Source organism: Pseudomonas kuykendallii, assembly GCF_900106975.1.
Classification (GTDB): domain Bacteria; phylum Pseudomonadota; class Gammaproteobacteria; order Pseudomonadales; family Pseudomonadaceae; genus Pseudomonas_O; species Pseudomonas_O kuykendallii.
Map to the genome: position 1 here is coordinate 131915 of NZ_FNNU01000003.1, position 21811 is coordinate 153725.

Genomic DNA, 21811 nt, shown 5'->3' on the forward strand with positions numbered 1-21811 from the left:
CAACTCATGATCCTTTGCTCCCACCCGATCGACTAAAGCGCCAACCCCACCAGAACGACAACCTCAACCAACTCCAACACCGCCCCCACCGTATCCCCCGTACATCCCCCCAGCCGCTTCATCATCGTCCGCCGCAGGTAGGCGAATAGTGCCGCCGCGAGTAGCAGAGCCCCTGCCCCGCTCCAGCCTGCGATCAGCAGAGCGCCCAGCGCCGTGGCGGCCAGCGTGTAGCGTGCGGCGTGGCGTGGCAGGTGGTCGGCGAGGGCCTGGCCCAGGCCGCCTTGGCGGATGTAGGGGGTGGTGAGGAACAGCGCCAGCGGGGTGGCGCGGGCGAGGATGGGGGCGAGGAAGAGTGCCTGGGTGTCGCCGTGTTGTAGCAGCGCCAGCAGGGCGGCGAATTTGAGGAGAAGGACCAGCACCAGCACCACCACGGCGATCGGGCCGCTGCGGGGGTCTTTCATGATGGCGAGGGTGCGTTCGCGGTCGCCCAGGCCGCCGAGCCACGCATCGGCGCTGTCGGCGAGGCCGTCCAGGTGCAGGGCGCCGCTCAGGCCGACCCAGAGCGCCAGCAGCAACGCGGCATGTAGGGCGGCGGGGCTGCCGGCCAGCAGCGCGTTGGCGCCGAGCAGGATAGTCCCGATCAGTGCACCCACCAGCGGGTAGAACAGCAGCGAGCGGCCCAGTTGCTCCGGGCTGGGCACGCCGGGCAGGCGGATCGGCAGGCTGGTGAGGAATTGCAGGGCGATCAGGAACGGCTGCATGGGGCTCCAGCGCTGCGCGCGGCGCAGGTTACGGGGTTGCATCTATCGTGAGGTCCAGCCGATGGCAGTCGCCGTGGCCGACCACCACCGAAAGCAGTTCGCCGCGCGGCAGGCCGCGTGCGCGCGCCAGCAGCAGGCGCATCACGCCGGCATGGGTGACCAGCAGCACGCGCTGCCCGGCGAAGCGCCGTTGCAGCCGCGCCAGGGCGCCGAGCACGCGCGCCTCGAAGGCCGCCAGCGGCTCGCCGCCGGGCGGCGTGAAGGCGTAGGGGTCGGCCCAGAAATGCCCCAGCGCCTCGCTGTCGGTTTCCATCAGTTCGGCGGCGCTGCGCCCTTCCCACTCGCCGAAATGCAGTTCGCGCAGGTCCGCCTCCAGGTGCAGCGGCAGGCCGCGCTCGGCGGCCAGGGCGTCGGCGAAGGCGGCGCAGCGTTGCAGCGGCGAGCTGACCAGCGCATCCCAGGGGCCGCACGCGGCGATGCCGCTGCGCATCTGTTGCCAGCCGACGGCGGTCAGCGCGTCGTCGAGGCTGCCGCGAAAGCCGCCGCCGGATTCGGTCTCGCCGTGGCGCAGCAGGTCGAGCCTCATCGGTCGGACACCGCCGCCTCGGCGAAGGTGGCCATCTGGTTGTGCAGCGCGCAGGCCAGGCGCAGCAGCGGCACCGCCAGCGCCGCGCCGCTGCCTTCGCCGAGGCGCAGGCCGAGGTCGAGCAGCGGTTGCGCAGCCAGCGCATCGAGTACACGGCGATGGCCGGGCTCGGCGCCGCGGTGGCCGAACAGCAGCCAGTCGCGGCAGGCCGGATTCAGGCGCACCGCGAGCAGCGCGGCGACGCTGCAGATGAAGCCGTCTACCAGCACCGCCACGCCCTCCTGCGCAGCGGCGAGATAGGCGCCGGTCAGCGCGGCGATCTCGAAGCCGCCAAGGCGGCGCAGCACCTCGAAGGGATCGCCGAGAAACGCGCCGTGCAGCGCCAGCGCGCGCGCGATCACTGCCGCTTTGCGTGCCACGCCGCCGGCATCCAGGCCGGTGCCGGGGCCGACTAGCTCGCGCGCCGGTAGGCCCAGCAGCGCGCAGGCCAGGGCGCTGGCGGCGCTGGTGTTGCCGATGCCCATTTCACCGCCGATGAACAGGTCGGCGCCGCTGGCCTTGGCGCGCAGCAGGCTGTCGCGGCCGGCCTGCAGGGCCAGGCGCAGTTGCGCGTCGCTCATCGCTGCTTCACAGGCGAAGTTGCCGGTGCCGGCGCCGAGGTTCAGGTGCAGCACGCCGGGCAGCGCTTCGAGCGGAAAGGCGGTGCCGAGATCGACGACTTCCAGGCGCGCATCCAACTGGCGGGCGAGCACGCTGATGGCTGCGCCGCCGCCGACGAAGTTGCGCAGCATCTGCCCGGTGACTTCCTGCGGATAGGCCGAGACGCCCTCGGCGACCACGCCGTGATCGCCGGCGAACACCGCGATCCACGGCAGGCGGATATCCGGTCGGCCGCCCTGCAGGGCGGCCAGCGCCAGCGCGACCCCTTCCAGCTGGCCCAGCGAGCCGGTCGGCTTGGTCAGTTGCGCCTGGCGCGCCTCGGCCTCGGCGCGCGCGGCGAGGTCCAGCGGACGGCAGGCCTGCCGCCACCAATCGATGATCATAACGGTGCTCCCTTGAGAATCATCGGCAGGCCGGCGACAGTGAAAACCACCCGCTCGCAGCGTTCGGCCAGGGCCTGGTGCAGCCAGCCGGCCTCGTCGACGTAACGCCGCGACAGTTCGCCCATCGGCACCACGCCGAGGCCGGTTTCGTTGCTGACGAACAGGATTCGCCCCGGCAGCTCGGCGAGGGCGTCGAGCAGCGCATCGCGCTCGGCGGCCAGGCGCTGCGGGTCGTCCAGCATCAGCAGGTTGGTCAGCCACAGCGTCAGGCAATCGACCAGCAGGCAGCGCCCGTCGGCCGCCTGTTCGCGCAGCACGCTCGCCAGTCGCAACGGCTCCTCGACCAGTCCCCAGTGCGCCGGGCGGCGTTCGCGATGGGCGCGGATGCGGCTGGACATCTCACCGTCCAGCGCCTGGCTGGTGGCGAAATAGACCACCTCGAGGCCGGACTCCGCCGCCAGACGCTCGGCCAGGCGGCTCTTGCCCGAGCGGGCGCCGCCGAGGATCAGTTCAGGCATGGTTCAGCGTTTCCAGAGGATGGGGTGATCGAAAAGCGGTGGATGTGAAAGGCGACATCCACCCTACGGATCGGTGTAAACGTAGGGTGGATCGCGCCCCACCGATCCACCGGGCGGGATTTCGGCAGGCGAATGGAGACACCGGCCGGCCGCATCAAAGCTCGCATAGCGCCCTCAGGCGATCGGTATCCAGGTGCGCCTCGACCAGATCGGCAAGGCGCTCGATCTCGCGTTCGCGCAGGGCGCGGTAATCGCTGTGCTCGACCTCACGTACGCCGGCCCAGCGCAGCAGCGCGGCGCAGGCTTCGGGCGCCTCGAACAGGCCGTGCAGGTAGGTGCCGATGACCTGGCCGTCGGCGCTGCGCGCGCCGTCCTGGCGACCGTCATCGAGGATCACCAGCGCCTCGTCCAGCGCACTGCCGCTGCTGACGCCGGCGTGGATTTCGTAGCCGCTGACGGCGGCGCCTTCCAGGCTTAGGCGCCCGCTGACCAGGCGCAGCTGCTTGTCCGCCTCCAGGCGCGTGTGCAGGTCGAGCAGGCCGAGCCCGTCGCTGCCGCCGGCGTCGCCTTCCAGGCCGAGCGGATCGTCGATGCGCCGGCCGAGCATCTGCAGGCCGCCGCAGATGCCCAGCAGCTTGCCGCCGTAGCGCAGGTGCCGGGCGATGGCGAGGTCCCAACCGTTGGCGCGCAGAAACGCCAGGTCGCGGCGGGTGCTCTTGGAGCCGGGCAGGATGATCAGGTCGGCCGGCGGAATCGGCTGGCCGGGGCCGACGAAGCGCAGGTCGACCTGCGGGTGCAGGCGCAGCGGGTCGAAATCGGTGTGGTTGCTGATGCGCGGCAGCACCGGCACCAGCACCCGGTGGCGCTCGCCCTGCTTGCCCGGCTGGCGTGCGTCTATCGCGTCCTCGGCTTCGAGGTGAAAGTCCATCAGGTACGGCAGCACGCCGAGCACCGGCTTGCCGGTGCGCGCCTCCAGCCAGTCCAGGCCAGGGCGCAGCAGGGCGATGTCGCCGCGGAAGCGGTTGATGACGAAACCGCGGACACGCGCCCGTTCGCTCTCTGAAAGCAGTTCCAGGGTGCCGACCAGATGGGCGAAGACACCGCCCTTGTCGATGTCGGCGATGAGGATCACCGGGCAGTCCACCGCCTCGGCGAAGCCCATGTTGGCGATGTCGCCCTGGCGCAGGTTGATCTCGGCCGGCGAGCCGGCGCCCTCCACCATCACCACCCGGTAGGCCTCGCGCAGGCGCCCGTGGGAGGCCAGCACCGCCTGCATCGCGGTGGGTTTGTAGGCGTGATAGGCGACCGCGTTCATGTTGCCGACCGCGTGGCCGTGGATGATCACCTGGGCGCCGATGTCGCTGTTGGGCTTGAGCAGCACCGGGTTCATGTCGGTGTGCGGCGGCAATTTGCAGGCCTGCGCCTGCACGGCCTGGGCCCGGCCGATCTCGCCGCCGTCGGCGCTGACCGCGCTGTTCAGCGCCATGTTCTGCGGCTTGAACGGCGCCACCGCCACGCCCTGGCGTTGCAGCCAGCGGCACAGGGCGGTCACCAGGGTGCTCTTGCCTGCATCCGAGGTGGTGCCCTGCACCATCAGCGTGACGCTGGCTTTCATTCGCGGCTCCGGGCGAAGACTTCCAGCGCCGACTCCAGGCGAGCCCAGGCCGGTTCGTCCGGCGGCAGGCCGAAGCGCAGGCTCGACGGCGCGGCGAACAGCCGGACCAGGATGCCGTGGCAGGCCAGGTATTCGTGCAGCAGCGCGGCGTGCTCGCTGACCCACCACTGGAACAGCGCGCAGCCACCGGTCGGGCTCAGGCCGTGGCCGGCCAGCAGGTCGTGCAGCCGCGCGCCATCGGCTTCGAGGCGGCGGCGCTGACCGGCCTGGCCTTCATCGTCCAGCAGCAGCGTGCGCGCGATGCTGCGCGCGGCGCCGCTCACCGCCCAGGGGCCGAGGATTTCGTCGAGGCGATCGAGCAGCTGCGGCTGTGCCAGCACGAAGCCCAGGCGCAGGCCGGCCATGCCAAAGAACTTGCCGAACGAACGCAGCACGATCAGCCCCGGCAGGTGGCTGTGCGCCGCCAGGCTGTGGTCGGGAGTGGCGTCCATGAAGGCTTCGTCGACCACCAGCCAGCCGCCGCGCTCGACCAGCCGGGCGTGCCATTCCAGCAACTGCTCGGTGGGAATGCGCCGGCCGGTGGGGTTGTTGGGGTTGACCACCACCAGCACGTCGAGGCGATCCAGGCTGCGCCGCACGCCCGCCTCGCTGATCTCCAGCAGGCGATGGCCTTCGCGGCGCCAAGCCTCGGCGTGTTCGGCGTAACAGGGCGAGACGATGCCCACCTGGCAGTAGCGACGCAGCCTCGGCAGGGCCTGGATCGCCGCCTGCGAACCGGCCACCGGCAGCAGCGCCTCGACGTCGTAGAACTGCCGCGCGGCCTGCTCCAGGCCGTCGTCCCGCTCCGGCAGGCGGTTCCACGCCTCCATCGGAACCTCCGGCAGCGACCAGCCGTAGGGCGCGATGCCGGTGGACAGGTCGAGCCAGTCGGCAAGGCCGATGCGGTATTTCTCCGCGGCTTTGCGCAGGCCGCCTCCATGGTTAAGCATTCAGCAAACTCCCGATGACCAGCAGCAGCAACCACGCCGCCACGCCGCGGCGCACCAGGCGCATCGCCCGGCGGATGTCCTCGCCACGCGCCACGGCGCCCTCGCCCAGCGGCGGACGATAGCGCATCTCGCCGTGATAGATCGACGGCCCGCCCAGCACCACGCCCAGCGCCCCGGCACCCGCCGCCATTACCGGGCCGGCATTCGGGCTGCTCCACTGCGGCCCCTGCAGGCGCCAGCAGCGCAGCGCACGGCGGGTTTCGCCGAGGAGCGCGTAGGTCAGCGCGACCAGCCGCGCGGGCAGGTAATTCAACACGTCATCGAGGCGCGCCGCGGCCCAGCCGAAGCGCTCGAAGCGCGCGTTGCGGTAGCCCCACATGGCGTCCAGCGTGTTGCTCAGGCGATACAGCACCACGCCCGGTGCACCGGCCACGGCGAACCAGAACAGCGCGGCGAACACCGCGTCGCTGCCGTTTTCCAGCACCGACTCGGTGGCGGCCAGGGCTACGCCGTTTTCGTCCAGTGCCGAGGGTTCGCGGCTGACGATGTAGCCGACCCGCCGCCGCGCCTCGTCCAGGTCACCGCGCTCCAGCGCATCGGCCACCGGCTGGGCGTGTTCGTCCAGGCTGCGCAGGCCGATGGCGAGGTACAGCAGCAGCGCCTCGACGAGCCAACCGAGGTACGGCAAACGGCCCAGCGCCCAGGCCAGCAGCGTCAGCGGCAGCACCGCCAGGCACCAGCCGAGCACGCCGTTCAGCCGCGCGCCGCCGTTCACTCGGTTCAGCCGCGTCTCGATGGCGTCGGCCAGGCGACCGAAGCCCACCAGCGGATGCCAGCGCTTCGGCTCGCCGAACAGCGCGTCCAGCGCGACGCCGGCGCAGGCGCCCAGGGCCACGCCGATCATGGCCTCTCGCCCCACTGGTTGCCGAACAGCATGGCCTCCAGCGGCTGCGCCTGGGTCCAGCCTTCGCCGACCAGCATCGGCTCCGGGTAGAAGGCCGGCACCGGCCCAAGGCAGAGGATCGCCACCGGCTTGGCGCCGGCCGGCATGCCGAGCAGGTCGGCCAGGCGCTGCGGATCGAACAGCGACACCCAGCCCATGCCGAGCCCTTCCGCGCGGGCCGCCAGCCAGAGGTTCTGGATGGCGCAGGACAGCGAGGCGAGGTCCATTTCCGGCAGCGTGCGGCGGCCGAAGACGTGCGCCTCGCGGCCGTCCTTCAGGGCGGCGACCAGCAGCTCGGCGCAGTCGCGCACGCCTTCCACCTTGAGCCGGAGGAAGTCGTCGCGCCGCTCGCCGAGGGCATCGGCGGTGAGCAGGCGCTCCTCCTCCACCAGCCCGGCGATGGCCTCGCGCAGCGCCGGACGGGTGATGCGCAGGAAGCGCCAGGGCTGCATGAGGCCGACACTGGGCGCCTGGTGCGCGGCCTGCAACAGCCGGGTCAGCAGTTCCGGGGCGATTTCGCCGCCGCTGAAGTGCCGCATGTCGCGGCGCTCGGCGATGGCCCGGTAGATCGCCGCGCGCTCCTCGGCGCTGTAGGCCCATTCGTTCATGGCAGGAACCAGGCCGCCGCCGCACGCGGGTTGGACGGCATGTAGAAGTGGATGTAGGAAGCCGTCAGTCGGCCCTGGCGATACACCGCCTCGGCGGCGCCACGGCCGTTCGGGCACGCGCCACGAGCCAGCGGCTGCAGCGCGCAGTCCAGCGTCGAATGGTGGTAGGTATGCCCGCGCACGCGGCCTTCCGGCAGGTCCACCGCCTGCAGCGCGAGCGCGGCCAGGCGCGGCTGCAGACGCGCTTCGCCAGGCAGCAGGCCGAGCATTTCGCCGCGCTGGCCGTGCCTGTCGCTGAGCCCGTCGAGCAGGTAGAGCATGCCGCCGCATTCGGCGAGGATCGGCTTGCCCGCGGCGTGATGCGCCCGGATCGCCGCGCGCATCGGCCGGTTGCCCGCCAGCCGCGCCAGGTGCAGCTCGGGGTAGCCGCCGGGCAGGTAGAGGCTGTCCACCGCCGGCAGGGTCTCGTCATCCAGCGGCGAGAAGAAGCACAGCTCGGCGCCGAGGCGGCGCAGCAGGTCGAGGTTGGCCGCATAGACGAAGGCGAAGGCCGCATCCCGCGCCACGCCGATCCGCACGCCGCGCAGCAGCGGCTCGACATCGCCCTCCTCCTGCGGCGCGGCGAAGCTCACGGCGGCCGGCAGCGCGGTGTCGGCGCTCGCCGCCAGGGCATCGGCGGCGCTGTCCAGGCGCTGATCCAGATCGAGCAGTTCCTCCGCCTGCACCAGCCCCAGGTGGCGGCAGGGCAGCTCGAAGCCGGCGGCGCGCGGCAGGCCGCCGTACCAGCGCTGCGTGGCCGGCAGGCTGGCGCGCAGCAGCTCGGCGTGACGCGCGCTGCCGACGCGGTTGGCGAGCACGCCGGAGAACGGCAGGTCGGCCTGGAAGGTGGCCAGGCCGTGGGCGACGGCGGCGAAGGTCTGCGCCATCGCCGCGGCATCGATCACCGCCAGCACCGGAAGGCCGAAGGTGCGCGCCAGGTCGGCGGCGGACGGCGTACCGTCGAACAAGCCCATCACGCCCTCGACGAGGATCAGGTCGGCTTCCTGCGCGGCCTGCCACAGCTGCCGGCGGCACTCCGCCTCGCCGACCATCCACAGGTCCAACTGGTAGACCGGCTGGCCACTGGCCCGCTCGAGGATCATCGGATCGAGGAAATCCGGGCCGCACTTGAACACCCGCACGCGTCGCCCCTGACGCGCATGCAGGCGCGCCAGGGCGGCGGTGACGGTGGTCTTGCCCTGCCCGGAGGCGGGCGCGGCGATCAGCAGGGTGGGACAGGCGCGGGTTTCGCTCACGGCCGGGGACTCCACGTCGAGGGCGTGCGGGGCGTCGGGGCGGGATCGCGATAGCCGCTCATCATCGTCCTAGAGCGCCTGGTAGCGCACCGCGAGGTACACCGCCTGGCCCGGCTGGTTGTAGGTGGCGGCCGTCTCGTACTCGGCGCCGAGCAGGTTGGTGACCTTCGCCTGCAAGCGCCACTCCGGGTTCAGCCAGTATTCGCCGCGCAGATCGACGGTGGCGAAGCCGTGCAGGTCGGTGGTGTTGGCCGCGTTGTCCCAGCGACGCCCCTCGGCATGCAGCGATGCGCCGGCGCCGAAGCGACCGAAGCGGCGATCCAAATCCAGGTTGAACAGTTGCTCGGCGCGGCGCGGCAGCAGGTCGCCCTGATTGGCGCGGTCGGAACGGTTCTGCGGGTCCTGGAAGGTGGCGTTGGTCGACCAGTCCCAGCCGAGCCAGTCGCCGGCCAGGCTGAGTTCGACGCCGCGGATCACCGCTTCGTCGATGTTGTAGGCGCGCAGCCCGCTGCCGGCGTTGAAGTAGGCGATGAGGTTGTCGATCTCGTCGTAGAAGGCGTTCACCGACCAGGTGCCCCAGGCGTGCTGCCCTTCCAGGCCGAATTCGAGGTTGCGCGATTTCTCCGCCTCGAGGTCCGGATTGCCGTTCACCGGGTGATAGAACTGGTTGAAGGTCGGCGCCTTGAACGCGGTGCCGTAGCTGCTGGTGAAGCGCAGCGCATCGCTCAGCGCGAACGCCCAGCCGAGGTTGCCGGTGGTGTGGTTGCCGAACTGCTCGTTGCGGTCGCGGCGCAGGCTGAGCTGCCACTCGTTGCGCCCGAAGCTGGCCAGGTACTGGCCGAACAGCCCGTCGTTGTCGCGCGAATCCTCGCGGAACGCGGTGGTGCCGTTCACCTCGTCGTGCAGGTGGTCGTAGCCGAGCGTGAGCAGTTGGCCGCTGGCGACGCTGAAGTCGTTCTGCCAGCTGAAGCTGTCGCGACGGGTGTCGATGCGGGTATTGAAGGTGGAGCCGGAGTAGGTGTCGTTCTTGTCCTCGCTGCGGCCGGCCTGCAGGGTCATCAGCCACGGCTCCAGGGGACGATAGCGGGCGCGGGCGCCGGCGACCTTCTGCACGCCGTCGGCGTTGGCGCGGGTGCCGGAATCGTAGTCGTTGTGCGAGTTCGACTGCAGCAGGTTGCCGTCCAGCTCCAGGCCGTTGGCGAAGCGATAGCCACCGCTGAAGGTACCGGCCAGTTCACGGTAACCGTCGGCGTCGGGCTCGTAGCCGGCCGTGGCGGAGCGCGCGCTGATGCCGTCGGTGGCGTTGCTGCTGACGCCCAGGTTGTACCAGCCGTCGCGATCGCCACCGGAAACGCCGGCGCTGCCGCTGTAGCTGTCGTGGGTCCCGTAGCCGGCGGAAAGGAACGGCTTGGCGCCGCCGTTCGCATTGCCCTTGCGGGTGAAGATCTGGATCACCCCGCCGATGGCGTCCGAACCATACAGCCCCGAACGCGGGCCGCGAACCACCTCGATGCGCTCGATCAGCTCGACCGGCAGGTTCTGGAAGGCGACATCACCGGTGGTCGCCGAACCGACGCGGACGCCATCGATCAGCACCAGCACATGGTTGGAGTTGCTGCCGCGCAGGCTGACCGAGGTGCTCTTGCCGGGGCCGCCATTGTTCACCAGGCTGACGCCGGGCACGCGACGCAGCAGTTCGGGCACCGAGGTGGCCTGGCTGCGCTCGATCTGCTCGCGGTCGATCACCGTGGTCGCCGCGATGCCATCCTGCGAGGTGCGCGTGGCGGTGCTGACCTGTTCGTCGAGCAACAGGGGCTGTTCGGCCGCTACGGCCAGGGAAAGCGAGGAAAAGCCCAGCAGCGAAAATGCCGCGGGCCTGAGGAAAGGCTTGCGTTTCAAGGAATGGTCTCCGCCGTGCCACCCGCACGACATAAGCAGGGAAAGGCGGCGGAGAGCAGCGACGCAGCGGCCAGGACAACGGCAGATACGCCCAGCAACGCCCTCCGCGATGCCGTGAACTGCGACAGGCCGGTCTCCGGGCTTGCGAGAGGAACCTTCGGGTTCCGGCGAACGCACCTTCCCATGCAGAGCACAGTGGTTAACGCGGTCGCACGACTCGCCTACCGTTGCGGGGGCAGCGCCGGAATGGTCCTTCTCGGGGTTCGAGGCAGGACGCACCGGCTTCCCTGTTTCACCCCGCCGACGTCGATCGGAGGGGCACCTGAAGCAAGCCGCGAAGGGTAGAGGCTGGGCAGGAACGCGTCAATCGTCGGCATCCGGGAGCACCTGACCGGCATGTTCGGCGACCGGGATTTCGCTTCGGCAGGGACTTTTTCCGCAGCGAACCTATCGAAACCTCTGTTACGTCCCCCGAACGAGGCCAAGGCAGGTACTGTTTCGCCCATGACGACGATCCTACAAATCTCCGACACCCACTTCGGCACCGAGCGGCCGGAGGTGGTGGCCGCGCTAGAAGACCACGTGCGCGAACACGGCGCCGACCTGCTGATTCTTTCCGGCGACATCACCCAGCGCGCCCGCCCGGAGCAGTTCGCCGCCGCGCAGGCCTTCGTCCAGCGCCTGGAGCGCCACGGTATTCCCGACACGCTGGTGATCCCCGGCAACCACGACATCCCGCTGTACAACGTCGTCGAACGTTTCTTAAGGCCGTACGCCAATTACCGGCGACATTTCGGCAGGGAGCTGGAACCGGTGTTCGAGAACGACGAACTGCTGGTGATCGGGCTCAACACCACCGCGCCGCGTCGCCACAAGGACGGCCTGGTGACCGCGGAGCAGGTGCGCCGGGTCTGCCAGCACCTGCGCACCTCGGCGCCCGGCAAGTTGCGCATGGTAGTGGCGCACCAGCCGTTCGGCGCGATGGTCAGCAGCGACTTGAGCAACCTCCAGCACGGCGCCTCCCACGCACTCAGCCGCTGGGCGGAGGCCGGGCTCGATCTCGTGCTGGGCGGGCACATCCACCTGCCCTACGTGCTCCCGCTGAGCAAGCAGTATCCGCAGCTGTCGCGAGAGATCTGGATGGTGCAGGCCGGCACCACGCTCTCGTCACGGGTGCGCGGGACCTCGCCGAACTCCTTCAACAGGCTGCGTGTGGGCAAGCCGGGCAGCAAACAGGCGTGCGTGGAGCGCTGGGACTGGCTTGACGGCCGGTTCGTGCTGGGCTCGCATTTCGAACTGGAATGGCCGGTGCCCGGCGCCGCACGGCAGGCGTGAGCACGGGCACGGAGTAGAGGGTTGCTTCAGGGGTTGCGTGCGAGGTGATCGCCGTCGAGCACACGCTTGGCGCTCAGGTAGCTGCGCTGCCAGTAGGCATCGGCCAGCTTGTCCAGGCGAACCGTGCCGCCGCTGGACGGCGCATGCACGAAGCGCCCCTCGCCCACGTAGATGCCGGCATGGCTGACGGTGCGTCCGCCACTGGTGGCGAAGAACAGCAGATCGCCCGGCTGCAAGGCAGCGCGTGACACGCTGGGCGCGCGCAGGTTGACCAGTTCTCCGGTGGAGCGCGGCAGCTTGATGCCGGCGGCGTCGCGATAGACGAAGCCGATCAGTCCGCTGCAGTCGAAACCGCTGTCCGGCGTATTGCCACCGTAGCGATAAGGCGTGCCGACGAGGCCGAGCGCGCGGAACAGCACGTCATCCGACGAGGGCGAGAACTGTGCGGTGGGATCGACGAATACCGGCTGGGGAGCCGAGGGCGGCGGGCTGCTGGCGCAGGCACCCAGTAGAGCGGCGATGAGTATGAGCGAGAGACGAGCCGGACAGGCCATGACGGGCGATCCTTATCCTGAGTGCGGCTACTCTGCCGACAGCCCGGCCCGGACGCAAGCCCGGGCCACGCAAGGGATCAGGGGCGGTAGCTGCTCTTCGCCAGGGAAGTCTGGGCGACCAGTACGCGCTTGCCTTCCATGAAGCTGGAACGCCAGTAGCGATCGTCCAGGCTGTCGACCCGAACTCCACCGCTGCGGCGGCTGGAGGAATGGATGAACTGGTCGTCGCCGATGTAGATACCGGCGTGGGACACGCGGCCACGGCCACGGTTGTTGAAGAGGATGATGTCGCCCGGCTTGAGGTCGTTGCGCGCCACCAGCGGCGCGTCCAGGTTGATCAGCTCGCGGGTCGAGCGCGGCAGTTGAATGCCCGCCTCTTCGCGGAACAGGAAGCCAACGAAGCCGCTGCAATCGAAGCCGGTTTTTTCGCTCAGGCCACCGAAGCGGTAAGGCGTGCCGACCAGTTGGAAGCCGCGCTCGAGGATGCTATCGGCAAGGTCGGGCAGCTTGTAGGACTTGTCAGAGCTGAAGTGCGCGGGTTGCTCGGCAACCTCGTCGCTGGTTTCGTCAGCGTCGACATCGACGTTGGCGAAAATGGATTCGGCAGCGGTGGAGCTGCGGCTGTGAACCGGCAGGGACTGGTTCGACTCGGTTTGCAGCGAAGTTGAAGAGGTGGTGGCGCAACCGGTGACTACGAGTAACAGAGCCAAAGGCACGAGGGGTGCGAAGCGCTTAAGCATGGGCACGGCCGTGTCGGAAAGTTGAAGACGGCCGGACTATGCCTTCTGAACAACCCATTTGCAAATTTTATGGAACCAAATGTGACGTCAGAGTTTCGACGAAACATCTAACCGCGCCTGAACCTTCCCGTCGCCCGCGAAGCGTCAGTTTTCGTCGAGATGTGATGCAACGCCGCCGTGATGGGGCTGGCGACATGCGCCATTTTTGTGACGCTAAATCGTTCGCTGGTGGAATCACGTTTTTTGGGGCGACGAACGGTGCGGCAATCTGTCCCGGCGATCAGTGATTGGCGGTGTGCGCCAGCATCACCGACAGCTGACACAACGGCCGACCGCTCTCTTCGTGCCAGGCATTGAATGCGGCCTGCACCGCGGCGAGGTCCTTTTGGCTGGTCGGCGCCTTGTCGATCACGTCCTGGGCCTTCAGGGCGGCGACCATGTCGTCCGTGGGGATGAAGGTGTCCTTGCCGATCATCCGCAGGAAACGCGGCGCCGACAGCCCGCCAAGCTGGTTGCCGTGCTTCTTCAGGTAGGTCCACAGGCCGACGATATCGCTTTCCGGCCAATCGGCGATCAGCGCGCCGAACGAGCCTTTTTCCCGTGCCACGTCGAGGATCATCTGCGCGTTGCGCGGCACGCTCTTGAGCTTGCCCAGGTGGCGGATCAGCCGAGCGTCCTGCATCAGTCGCTCGAGGTGCTCGGCGCCCATCAGCACCACCTTTTCCGGGTCGAAGCCGAAGAACACCTGCTCGAAGGCCGGCCACTTGGCGTCCACCAGGCTGTGCTTGAGCCCGGCGCGAAAGACTCGCAGGCTGATCGTCGACAGGTAGCGGTCATCGCCGAGGGCGCGCAACTGGGCAGCGCTCAACGGCTGCGGCAAGCGCGCCTCCAGTGCCTTGGCCGAACCGAAACGGTTCAGGCAGTACTCGTGCAGCCATTTGTAATCACGCATCGGAAATCATCGGCTTAGCGATTTTGCATCTCGTAGGGAGCGGCGAAGCTGCCGTCGCTGACGTCCATGAACGCGGTGCCGTCGCCGCCGAGCAGCTGGAGGCGCCCGCTGAAACGGCCCTTCACGCCCCAGTCGTCGATCGATTCGATGGTCAGGCTGAGGCGATCCTCGTCCCGGCGGAATGCCGACCAGATCGTCGTGCCGCGGCTCTTGTCGCCCTTGGACTGGATCGCGTAGCGGCTGATCAGCTTGGCGGCGGGTAGCGAATAGGTGCCCGGCTCGATGCGCTTGCCCAGGCTCCACAGCTCGATGTCGTAGCTGTCCGGGGAGTCGGGGAGATGGCCGCCGATCACCAGATGTTCCCGGTCGCCGCCCATCTGCGCTTTCAGCCGTTGGTTGAAGGCCATCGGCTTGCCGTCGAGCTTCAGGGTCAGGTGTCCCTCTTCAGCGGAACCGCCGCAGGCAGCCAGCAACAGGCATCCCAGCACCACCAGCACAGCGCGCATGCTCTTTCCTCATGGACAGTCGTTACAGGTTCATCACATCGAGGAAGCGCGGCGTGGCGCTCTCGTCGATGCGCAGGTTGGTGAAGTCGAACAGGTTGCGATCGGCCAGTTGCGAGGGCACCACGTTCTGCAAGGCGCGGAACATGATTTCGGTGCGCCCCGGCGACTTGCGCTCCCACTCGTGCAGCATGTCCTTGACCACCTGGCGCTGCAGGTTTTCCTGGGAGCCGCACAGGTTGCACGGGATGATCGGAAATTCCTTGAGCACCGAGTACGCCTCGATGTCCTTCTCGCTGCAGTAGGCCAGCGGGCGGATCACCACGTTGCGGCCATCATCGGCGCGCAGCTTGGGCGGCATGGCCTTGAGCGTGCCGCCGTAGAACATGTTGAGGAAGAAGGTCTCGAGGATATCGTCGCGGTGGTGCCCGAGGGCCATCTTGGTCGCGCCGATCTCGTCGGCGAAGGTGTACAGCGTGCCGCGACGCAGGCGCGAGCACAGCGAGCAGGTGGTCTTGCCCTCGGGAATCTTCTCCTTCACCACCGAGTAGGTGTCCTTCTCGACGATGTGGTACTCGACGCCGATCGACTCCAGGTAGGCGGGCAACACGTGCTCGGGGAAACCCGGCTGCTTCTGGTCCATGTTCACCGCGACGATCTCGAAACGGATCGGCGCCACCTTCTGCAGATAAAGCAGGATGTCGAGCATGGTGTAGCTGTCCTTGCCGCCCGACAGGCAGACCATGACCTTGTCGCCGTCCTCGATCATGTTGAAGTCGGCGATGGCTTCGCCGGCCTGGCGACGCAGGCGTTTCTGCAGTTTGTTCTGATTGACCGAGAGGGTGCCCATGGCGAAAACGTCCGGCAAGTTGCGAAAGGCGCGCATTTTAAGCGCAAAACCCGCCGCCGCCCTACTCCACCCGGATATCCGGCGAGAGAGCGACGCGCCTGGCCAATGCTAAGCTCGGCGCATGCTCACCGAACTCGACCCCGCGCTGGACCTTGCCGAGCACCTGCGCCTGCTGCTTGGCGAAATGCCGGACGGCTGCGGCGAATACCAGCTGATCCAGGTGCTCAGGCAGCGCCACTGCACGCACATCCCGCACCTCCCGCTCACCGACCGGCTGGTCCTGTTCCGCACTCACTTCCTGCTGTTCAACGCGCTCTACCGCCTGCGCGACCGGCTATGGCAGGAGAAATCCGCACACCTGGCGATCGGCGCGCTGCATATCCAGTTGCTGCCCTACCGTGCCGGCGAGGAGGCGCTGGCCGTGCACGATTCGCTGCGTGACTACTATCTGGACCTCGACCAGTTGCGGCAGGCCGGGGAAAGCGACGTGGAGGCACTGCTCGCCAGTTTCTGGACGCGCCTGCACGGCGGCGAGGAGAAGCGCGCGGCGCTGGAGCTGTTCGAGCTGGACCGGGATGCGCCGCTGGACCTCGCCCTGATCCGCCAGCGCTATCGGCAGTTGGTGAGCCTGCACCACCCGGATCGCGGCGGCAGCACGCAGCGCCTGCAATCGATCAACCTGGCGATGGAAATTCTGACTCGCTATTACCGCTGAGCGTTACAGGCGGATTCGCTCTAACCCGCAGCAGGCGCGGGCTGCAGCGCCTCCTATACTGCGACATACGATCGCACCCGAATCGACCTCAGTCGCTTCGACCGCTCCATTGGCCGACTCCCGTGGCGATCGCCATAACAAGAGGAGATGCAGGCATGATCAACCACGTATGGGGGCTTTTCGCCCATCCCGATCGCGAATGGCAAGAAATCCGTGGCGAGGAGGAATCCGTCAGCCACATGTACCTCACCCACGTTCTGTTACTCGCCGCCATTCCCGCCGTGTCCGCCTATATAGGCACCAGCCAGTTCGGCTGGAGTCACGGTGGCGAGCCTGCGGTTCGTCTGACCGAGGCCAGCGCGGCGCAGATGACCGTGATGTCCTACCTGGCGATGCTCGCCGGGGTCGCGGTGATGGGCGCCTTCATTCACTGGATGTCGCGTACCTACGCGGCGAGCCCGACGCTCGCCCAGTGCGTGGTGTTCGCCGCCTACACCGCCACACCGCTGTTCATCGGCGGGCTCGCCGCGCTCTATCCGAACCTCTGGCTGGCGATGGCGGTCGGCACGGTGGCGGTCTGCTACACGGCGTACCTGCTCTACGTCGGTCTGCCGACCTTCATGGGCATCTCGCGCGACGAGGGTTTCCTGTTCTCCAGTTCGGTGCTCGCGGTGGGGCTCGTCCTGCTGGTGGCGATGATCGCGCTGTCGGTGATCTTCTGGAGCATCGGCGTGGGGCCTGTCTACACCAACTGAGAGGTCTCATCCTCACCTATCAAGCCGCCTACGGGCGGCTTTCGCGTCTGCCGATACCGTTCGCCGGGTAAAACGGCCAATCGATGAACCCTGCTTTTCCTCGAAACGTCTACTGGTTAAGCCGGCCCATTGGGTACGGGGACAACAACACGTTTGAGGAGAAACACCATGACTCCACATTTCGTATCGCTGATGACCCATCCTGACCGGGCCTGGGTCGATATCCGCAACGAAGAGCAGGCCAACAGCTCGCATTACCTGGGACATCTGTTCCTGCTCGCATTGATTCCGGCGATCTGCCTGTTCGTCGGCACCACCATCACCGGCTGGACCCTGGTGGAAAACGAGACCGTCCGCCTGGACAGCAGCAGCGCCCTGCAATTGAGCGTGCTGCTCTATCTGTCGTCGCTGTTCGGCGTGTTCCTGATGGGCGCTTTCGTGCGCTGGATGACCCGCACCTTCGACGCCCGTCCGACGCTCAACCAGTGCATCGGCTTCGTCGCCTACATGGTCACGCCGCTGTTCCTCGCCGGGCTCGCCGCGCTGTATCCGAGCCGTTGGCTGGCGGTGATCGTCCTGCCCATTGCTGCGGCGTATTCGGCCTACCTGCTGTTCATCGGCCTGCCGAAGTTCATGCGCATCCCGCGGGAGAAAGGCATGCTGTTCTCCGCCTCGGTGCTCGGCGTCGGCATCCTGATGCTGGTCCACACCCTGGTCAGCATGATCCTGTTCTGGATGCTGATGCTGCAGCCGACCTACGAACGTACCGCGCCGGACCAGGCCTATCCGACCGTCCAGGAACGTCCGAACGAAGTGCCCAAAGGGCTTTGATCCTTCCCTCCTCTGGCATAATGGCGCTCCCCAGGAGTGCCTTATGCCCCACCAGCTGAACGCCCGCGTCGAAGCCTGTTACCAGCTCGCCGAGGCCTTTTTCAAACGCCGTTTCCCGCGCCCCGAAGTCAGTCTGAAGCTGCGTGGGCAGAAGGCAGGCGTCGCCCATCTGGATGAGAACCTGCTGCGTTTCAACCCTCAGCTGTATCGGGAAAACAGCGAGGACTTTCTGCGCCAGACCGTCGCCCACGAGGTCGCCCACCTGATCGCGCACCAGGTTTTCGGCCCGCACATCCGTGCGCATGGCGAGGAGTGGCAACTGGTGATGCGGGGCGTCTACGAGCTTACGCCGAACCGCTGCCACAGCTATGCGATCACCCGCCGGCCACGCAGCTGCTTCGTTTATCGCTGCAAGTGCGCGGACGGGGAGTTCGACTTCTCGGCGCAGCGTCACGCACTGGTGGGCAAGGGGCGCAGGTATGTGTGCCGGCGTTGCAAGGGGACGCTTAGTTTTACGGGGGAAAAGCGGGAGGGTTGAGGGGGTGGATTTAGGGGCTCGGATGAGGCCCTGGAAATCCGTATGTACTCAGCGTGTGTAGGTAACTGAACGTCTGGGTTTCGCCCTTATGGCGAGTCACTTTCTCTTGCTCGCACAAGAGAAAGTAACCCAAGAGAATGCGCCCCCTGCATCCGGGTCTCGCTGCGCGAGACTCCCCTCACTCCGGCACCGCTCCAGGGGCACGCTGCGATGGGCCATCCCTGGCCCAGCGCAGCTCTCGCGGCATCCATGCCGCTCGTCCCTCTGCGCAATGCCTATGCTCGGCCTCCTGAAAGGGGGATTCCGCGCCGTCTGAAAGATCGCAGCCAGTCGTAGGGTGGATCGCGCTTCATCGATCCACCGGCGGTGTAACGGTGGATGAAAAGAGCGTCATCCACCCTACGCTTCTATCGGCGCTCCGTCAGGGGCGAAACCCAAACTCCAAACAGGCTCGCAAGCCAAGAACGAGCCTCGACGCTGCGCGCCGCATCACCTCAACTCCCCCCTCAACTCCACCACCCTCTCCCGCATCACCGCCCTTCCGGCGTCTGCCTCCAGCGGTTCGCCCGCCACCAGTCCGACCCGCGACCACAGCCGGCGGAAGATGCCCTTCTGCGGATCACGGCTGAAGAAGCTGCCCCACAGCCCTTGCAGCGCCAGCGGAATCACCGGCACCGGGTTTTCTTCGAGCACCCGTTCCACGCCGGCCTTGAACTCGCCGATCTCGCCATCCAGGGTCAGCTTGCCCTCGGGGAAGATGCACACCAGCTCGCCGTTGCGCAGGTACTCGGCGATGCGTTTGAATGCGGCGTCGTAGATCAGCAGGTCCTCGCTGCGCCCGGCGATGGGCACGGTGCCGGCGGTGCGGAACACGAAGTTGAGCACCGGCATGCGGTAGATCTTGTAGTACATGACGAAGCGCACCGGCCGCCGTACCGCGCCGCCGATGAGCAGCGCATCGACGTAGGACACGTGGTTGCACACCAGCAGCGCCGCGCCCTCCTCCGGGATGCGCTCCAGGCCACGGTGCTCGACGCGGTACACCGAGTGGCCGAGCAGCCAGATCAGGAAGCGCATGCCGAACTCCGGCACGATCTTGAAGATGTAGGCGTTGACCGCGATGTTCATCAGCGAGACGACGAGGAACAGCTGCGGAATCGACAACCCGGCGACGGTCAACAGGAGGATCGAGACGATCGCCGAGAGAACCATCAGCAGCGCGTTGAGAATGTTGTTCGCGGCGATCACCCGCGCGCGCTCGTCCTCGCGGGTGCGCGACTGGATCAGCGCATACAGCGGCACGATGTAGAAGCCGCCGAACACGCCCAGGCCGAGCACGTCGCCGAGGATCAGCCAGGCCTGCGGCACGCCCAGCACCTGCAGCCAGGTGTGCGGCTCGGCGGCCTGCGGAAAACCGCCGGAATGCCACCACAGGAGGATGCCGAACAGGCTCAGGCCAAACGAGCCGAACGGCACCAGGCCGATTTCCACCTTGTGCCCGGAGAGCTTCTCGCACAGCGCGGAGCCCAGCGCGATACCCACCGAGAACACGGTGAGGATCAGCGTCACCACGCCTTCGTCGCCGAACAGCAGGCTCTTGGCGTAGGTCGGGATCTGCGTCAGGTAGATCGCACCGAGGAACCAGAACCAGGAGTTGCCCACCAGCGAGCGCGACACCGAGGGCCGCTGGCCGAGACCCATGCGCAGGATGCGCCAGGACTGGCGGAAGATGTTCCAGTCCAGCTCCAGGCCGGGCAGCGCCGCCGCCACGCGCGGAATGCCGCGGCTGCTCAGGTAGCCGAGCACCGCGACCGACACCACCGCCGCGCCGACCCAGTGCGCGTAGCCATCGCTGGACATCAGCACGCCGGCGCCGATGGTGCCGCCGAGGATCGCCAGGAAGGTGCCCATCTCCACCAACGCGTTGCCACCCACCAGTTCGTCGTCACGCAGCGCCTGCGGCAGGATCGAATACTTCACCGGGCCGAACAGCGCCGAGTGGACGCCCATGCCGAACAGCGCAAGGAACATCAGCGGCAACAGGTTGAGCAGGAAGCCGGCGGCGCCGATCGCCATGATGACGATCTCCGCCAGCTTGATGGCGCGGATCAGCGCGTCCTTGGCGAACTTCTCGCCGAACTGCCCGCCCAGGGCGGAGAACAGGAAGAACGGCAGGATGAACAGCAGCGCGCAGATGTTCACCAGCAGCGCGGGGTCGGCCGCCAGGCTGAGCTTGTAGAGGATCGCGAGGATCAGCGACTGCTTGAAGACGTTGTCGTTGAACGCGCCGAGCAACTGGGTGACGAAGAACGGCAGGAAGCGCCGGGTGCCGAGCAACGCGAATTGCGATCTGGATTTCATTGAGCCCTCGCCTGAACCGGTTGGCACGCCCTGGTCGTCGAGGGCATGCCGTTGCGGCCCAGAGGTTAGGCGAATGCACCGACAGCGGCTAGATCGGCAACTGACCGAGCGCCCCGCGCAACACGAAGAACACCAGCAGGCCGCCGCCGATGGTCGCCAGCAGGTTGCGCGTCAGTGCGGACAGGGCGATGGCCGCGATCCCCGCCAGCAGATAGGCGTTGTCCAGGCGCACCGCCCAGTGCTGGCCATCCGGCAACAGCATGCCCGGCACGATGATGGCGGTGAGCACCGCCGTCGGCACGTAATGCAGGCCCTGGCGGATCAGCGGCGGGAAGCGCAAATGCGGGAAGGCGAACAGGCAATAGCGGGTGGCGAAGGTGATCGCCAGCATGCCGAGGATCAGCAACCAGTTGTTCATTGGCAGAGTTCCTCGTCCGGCGTTGCGCAGCGGCGTTCCAGCAGCACGCCGACGACGATACCGCTCAGCGCCGCGGCCATCAGGCCGAGCTTGTACGGCAGCCCGTGACAAGCGAGCGCCACCGCCGCCGCCACCAGCGCGGCGGCCAGTTGCGGGCGGTTCTTCAACATCGGCACGACGATGCCGATGAAGGTCGCCAGCATGGCGAAGTCCAGCCCCCAGGCACCGATGTTCGGCACCGCCTGGCCGAAGACCATGCCGGCGAAGGTGCACAGCAGCCAGTTCACGTACATCGCCAGTTCGGCGCCGAGGAAATACCAGTGCTTGTGCGGCGAGGCGTCCGTTTCGGCATAGCGGTGCTGGACCACGGCGAAGGCTTCGTCGGTCAGCCAGAACGCCAGCGGCACCCGCCAGCGCTTGGGCAGATGGCGCACGAACGGCTGCAGGCTGGCGCTGTACAGGGCATGGCGCAGGTTGACCACCAGCGTGGTGAGCAACACCACGGCCAGGGTCGCGCCGCTGGTCAGCAGGCTGATGGCGATGAACTGCGCCGAGCCGGCGAACACCAGCGCGGACATGCCGAGGGTTTGCCAGGGCGTCAGCCCGGCGGCGCCGGCAAGGCTGCCGAAGATGATGCCGAACGGCATCGCGCCGAGCAGCATCGGGGTCATATCGCGCAGGGCCTGCAGGAATTCGTGACGACGGGACATGGGTTCTCCTCTGGGCAGCGGAGGATAAGAGCGCGTGTCACCGACGTCTTGAACGATCTTGCGCATGAGTTCGGGTGGGGGGGCAATCCGCCAGGACGATATCCGGCCTTGGGGTGGAGCGCTTCGCGTGGTACGAAACGTCCGAACACTGCATCAATCTGTAGGGTGGGTTAGCGGCATCGCTCGATAGTCCCTGACAACCCGAAGCCGAAAGCCGCGTAACCCACCGGGCGGAGTCCGGCATGACCCCGCCTGGCGGGTTACGCCGCGCGCCGGCTTCCGCGCCTGCCCC

23 protein-coding genes and 1 riboswitch are annotated in these 21811 nt (G+C 67.7%); of the genes, 5 read left to right on the plus strand and 18 right to left on the minus strand.

What is annotated here, in order from left to right; all coding sequences use genetic code 11:
* Positions 1 to 32: 32 nt before the first annotated feature.
* The 10 genes from BLV15_RS10655 to btuB all read right to left on the minus strand — a co-directional run bounded on the left by BLV15_RS10655 (position 33) and on the right by btuB (position 10257).
* The gene (locus BLV15_RS10655; protein ID WP_090227743.1) at positions 33 to 761 is read right to left on the minus strand and encodes an adenosylcobinamide-GDP ribazoletransferase; all 729 of its coding nucleotides are present in this window, start codon (positions 759 to 761) and stop codon (positions 33 to 35) included.
* A gap of 28 nt (positions 762 to 789) precedes the next feature.
* A complete protein-coding gene (gene cobC, locus BLV15_RS10660; protein ID WP_090227746.1) occupies positions 790 to 1347 on the minus strand; it encodes an alpha-ribazole phosphatase family protein in 558 nt (185 codons plus the stop codon).
* Positions 1344 to 2390: a nicotinate-nucleotide--dimethylbenzimidazole phosphoribosyltransferase gene (gene cobT, locus BLV15_RS10665; RefSeq protein WP_090227749.1), complete on the minus strand. Its 1047-nt coding sequence runs from the start codon at positions 2388 to 2390 to the stop codon at positions 1344 to 1346. The genes cobC and cobT overlap by 4 nt, the downstream gene beginning before the upstream one ends.
* Positions 2387 to 2908 (minus strand): bifunctional adenosylcobinamide kinase/adenosylcobinamide-phosphate guanylyltransferase, encoded by a 522-nt coding sequence (gene cobU / locus BLV15_RS10670; RefSeq protein ID WP_090227752.1) that lies wholly within the window; start codon positions 2906 to 2908, stop codon positions 2387 to 2389. Before cobU ends, cobT begins: the two co-directional genes overlap by 4 nt.
* 154 nt (positions 2909 to 3062) lie before the next feature.
* Entirely contained in the window at positions 3063 to 4523 is a 1461-nt protein-coding gene (locus BLV15_RS10675) for a cobyric acid synthase (protein ID WP_090227754.1), read from the minus strand.
* The gene (gene cobD / locus BLV15_RS10680; protein ID WP_090227757.1) at positions 4520 to 5512 is read right to left on the minus strand and encodes a threonine-phosphate decarboxylase CobD; all 993 of its coding nucleotides are present in this window, start codon (positions 5510 to 5512) and stop codon (positions 4520 to 4522) included. Before cobD ends, BLV15_RS10675 begins: the two co-directional genes overlap by 4 nt.
* Entirely contained in the window at positions 5505 to 6416 is a 912-nt protein-coding gene (gene cbiB, locus BLV15_RS10685) for an adenosylcobinamide-phosphate synthase CbiB (RefSeq protein WP_090227760.1), read from the minus strand. The genes cobD and cbiB overlap by 8 nt, the downstream gene beginning before the upstream one ends.
* Positions 6413 to 7063: a 5,6-dimethylbenzimidazole synthase gene (bluB, locus tag BLV15_RS10690; protein ID WP_090227763.1), complete on the minus strand. Its 651-nt coding sequence runs from the start codon at positions 7061 to 7063 to the stop codon at positions 6413 to 6415. Before bluB ends, cbiB begins: the two co-directional genes overlap by 4 nt.
* On the minus strand, positions 7060 to 8358 hold the full coding sequence (locus BLV15_RS10695) for a cobyrinic acid a,c-diamide synthase CobB (RefSeq protein WP_090227766.1): 1299 nt from the start codon (positions 8356 to 8358) through the stop codon (positions 7060 to 7062). Before BLV15_RS10695 ends, bluB begins: the two co-directional genes overlap by 4 nt.
* 69 nt (positions 8359 to 8427) lie before the next feature.
* Positions 8428 to 10257 carry a TonB-dependent vitamin B12 receptor gene (btuB, locus tag BLV15_RS10700; protein ID WP_245728170.1) on the minus strand — a complete coding sequence of 610 codons (1830 nt, stop codon included), beginning with the start codon at positions 10255 to 10257 and terminating at the stop codon, positions 8428 to 8430.
* 110 nt (positions 10258 to 10367) lie between these two features.
* A riboswitch (cobalamin riboswitch) is annotated at positions 10368 to 10598 on the minus strand.
* Between the two features lie 163 nt (positions 10599 to 10761).
* Here btuB and BLV15_RS10705 point away from each other — a divergent pair.
* A complete protein-coding gene (locus tag BLV15_RS10705) occupies positions 10762 to 11592 on the plus strand; it encodes a metallophosphoesterase family protein (RefSeq protein ID WP_090227771.1) in 831 nt (276 codons plus the stop codon).
* A gap of 26 nt (positions 11593 to 11618) precedes the next feature.
* Here the strand turns inward: BLV15_RS10705 and BLV15_RS10710 are convergent, their stop codons facing one another.
* From BLV15_RS10710 to ttcA, 5 genes are all read right to left on the minus strand, one after another.
* Entirely contained in the window at positions 11619 to 12146 is a 528-nt protein-coding gene (locus BLV15_RS10710) for a C40 family peptidase (RefSeq protein ID WP_090227773.1), read from the minus strand.
* Between the two features lie 77 nt (positions 12147 to 12223).
* Positions 12224 to 12886 carry a C40 family peptidase gene (locus tag BLV15_RS10715; protein WP_090227776.1) on the minus strand — a complete coding sequence of 221 codons (663 nt, stop codon included), beginning with the start codon at positions 12884 to 12886 and terminating at the stop codon, positions 12224 to 12226.
* Between the two features lie 280 nt (positions 12887 to 13166).
* Positions 13167 to 13838 carry a DNA-3-methyladenine glycosylase I gene (locus BLV15_RS10720; protein ID WP_090227778.1) on the minus strand — a complete coding sequence of 224 codons (672 nt, stop codon included), beginning with the start codon at positions 13836 to 13838 and terminating at the stop codon, positions 13167 to 13169.
* Positions 13839 to 13852: 14 nt separating this feature from the next.
* On the minus strand, positions 13853 to 14344 hold the full coding sequence (locus BLV15_RS10725) for a hypothetical protein (RefSeq protein ID WP_090227781.1): 492 nt from the start codon (positions 14342 to 14344) through the stop codon (positions 13853 to 13855).
* 22 nt (positions 14345 to 14366) lie between these two features.
* A complete protein-coding gene (ttcA, locus tag BLV15_RS10730) occupies positions 14367 to 15191 on the minus strand; it encodes a tRNA 2-thiocytidine(32) synthetase TtcA (protein WP_090229042.1) in 825 nt (274 codons plus the stop codon).
* Between the two features lie 121 nt (positions 15192 to 15312).
* On the opposite strand from ttcA, the gene BLV15_RS10735 reads away from it, so the two are divergent.
* The 4 genes from BLV15_RS10735 (at position 15313) to BLV15_RS10750 (ending at position 18030) form a co-directional block, all read left to right on the plus strand.
* Positions 15313 to 15906, plus strand: coding sequence for a DNA-J related domain-containing protein (locus BLV15_RS10735; RefSeq protein WP_090227784.1), 594 nt, complete (start codon positions 15313 to 15315; stop codon positions 15904 to 15906).
* 155 nt (positions 15907 to 16061) lie between these two features.
* Positions 16062 to 16661, plus strand: coding sequence for a Yip1 family protein (locus BLV15_RS10740; RefSeq protein ID WP_090227786.1), 600 nt, complete (start codon positions 16062 to 16064; stop codon positions 16659 to 16661).
* A 168-nt stretch (positions 16662 to 16829) separates the two neighbouring features.
* Positions 16830 to 17492: a Yip1 family protein gene (locus BLV15_RS10745; RefSeq protein ID WP_090227788.1), complete on the plus strand. Its 663-nt coding sequence runs from the start codon at positions 16830 to 16832 to the stop codon at positions 17490 to 17492.
* A gap of 43 nt (positions 17493 to 17535) precedes the next feature.
* Positions 17536 to 18030: a SprT family zinc-dependent metalloprotease gene (locus tag BLV15_RS10750; protein WP_090227791.1), complete on the plus strand. Its 495-nt coding sequence runs from the start codon at positions 17536 to 17538 to the stop codon at positions 18028 to 18030.
* Positions 18031 to 18519: 489 nt separating this feature from the next.
* On the opposite strand, the gene BLV15_RS10755 is transcribed toward BLV15_RS10750, so the two are convergent.
* The 3 genes from BLV15_RS10755 to BLV15_RS10765 all read right to left on the minus strand — a co-directional run bounded on the left by BLV15_RS10755 (position 18520) and on the right by BLV15_RS10765 (position 21519).
* Positions 18520 to 20391, minus strand: coding sequence for an MFS transporter (locus tag BLV15_RS10755; protein WP_090227794.1), 1872 nt, complete (start codon positions 20389 to 20391; stop codon positions 18520 to 18522).
* 88 nt (positions 20392 to 20479) lie between these two features.
* Entirely contained in the window at positions 20480 to 20809 is a 330-nt protein-coding gene (locus tag BLV15_RS10760; protein ID WP_090227797.1) for an AzlD domain-containing protein, read from the minus strand.
* Complete coding sequence (locus tag BLV15_RS10765; protein ID WP_090227799.1) at positions 20806 to 21519, minus strand: AzlC family ABC transporter permease; 714 nt, start codon at positions 21517 to 21519, stop codon at positions 20806 to 20808. Before BLV15_RS10765 ends, BLV15_RS10760 begins: the two co-directional genes overlap by 4 nt.
* Between the last annotated feature and the right edge of the window lie 292 nt (positions 21520 to 21811).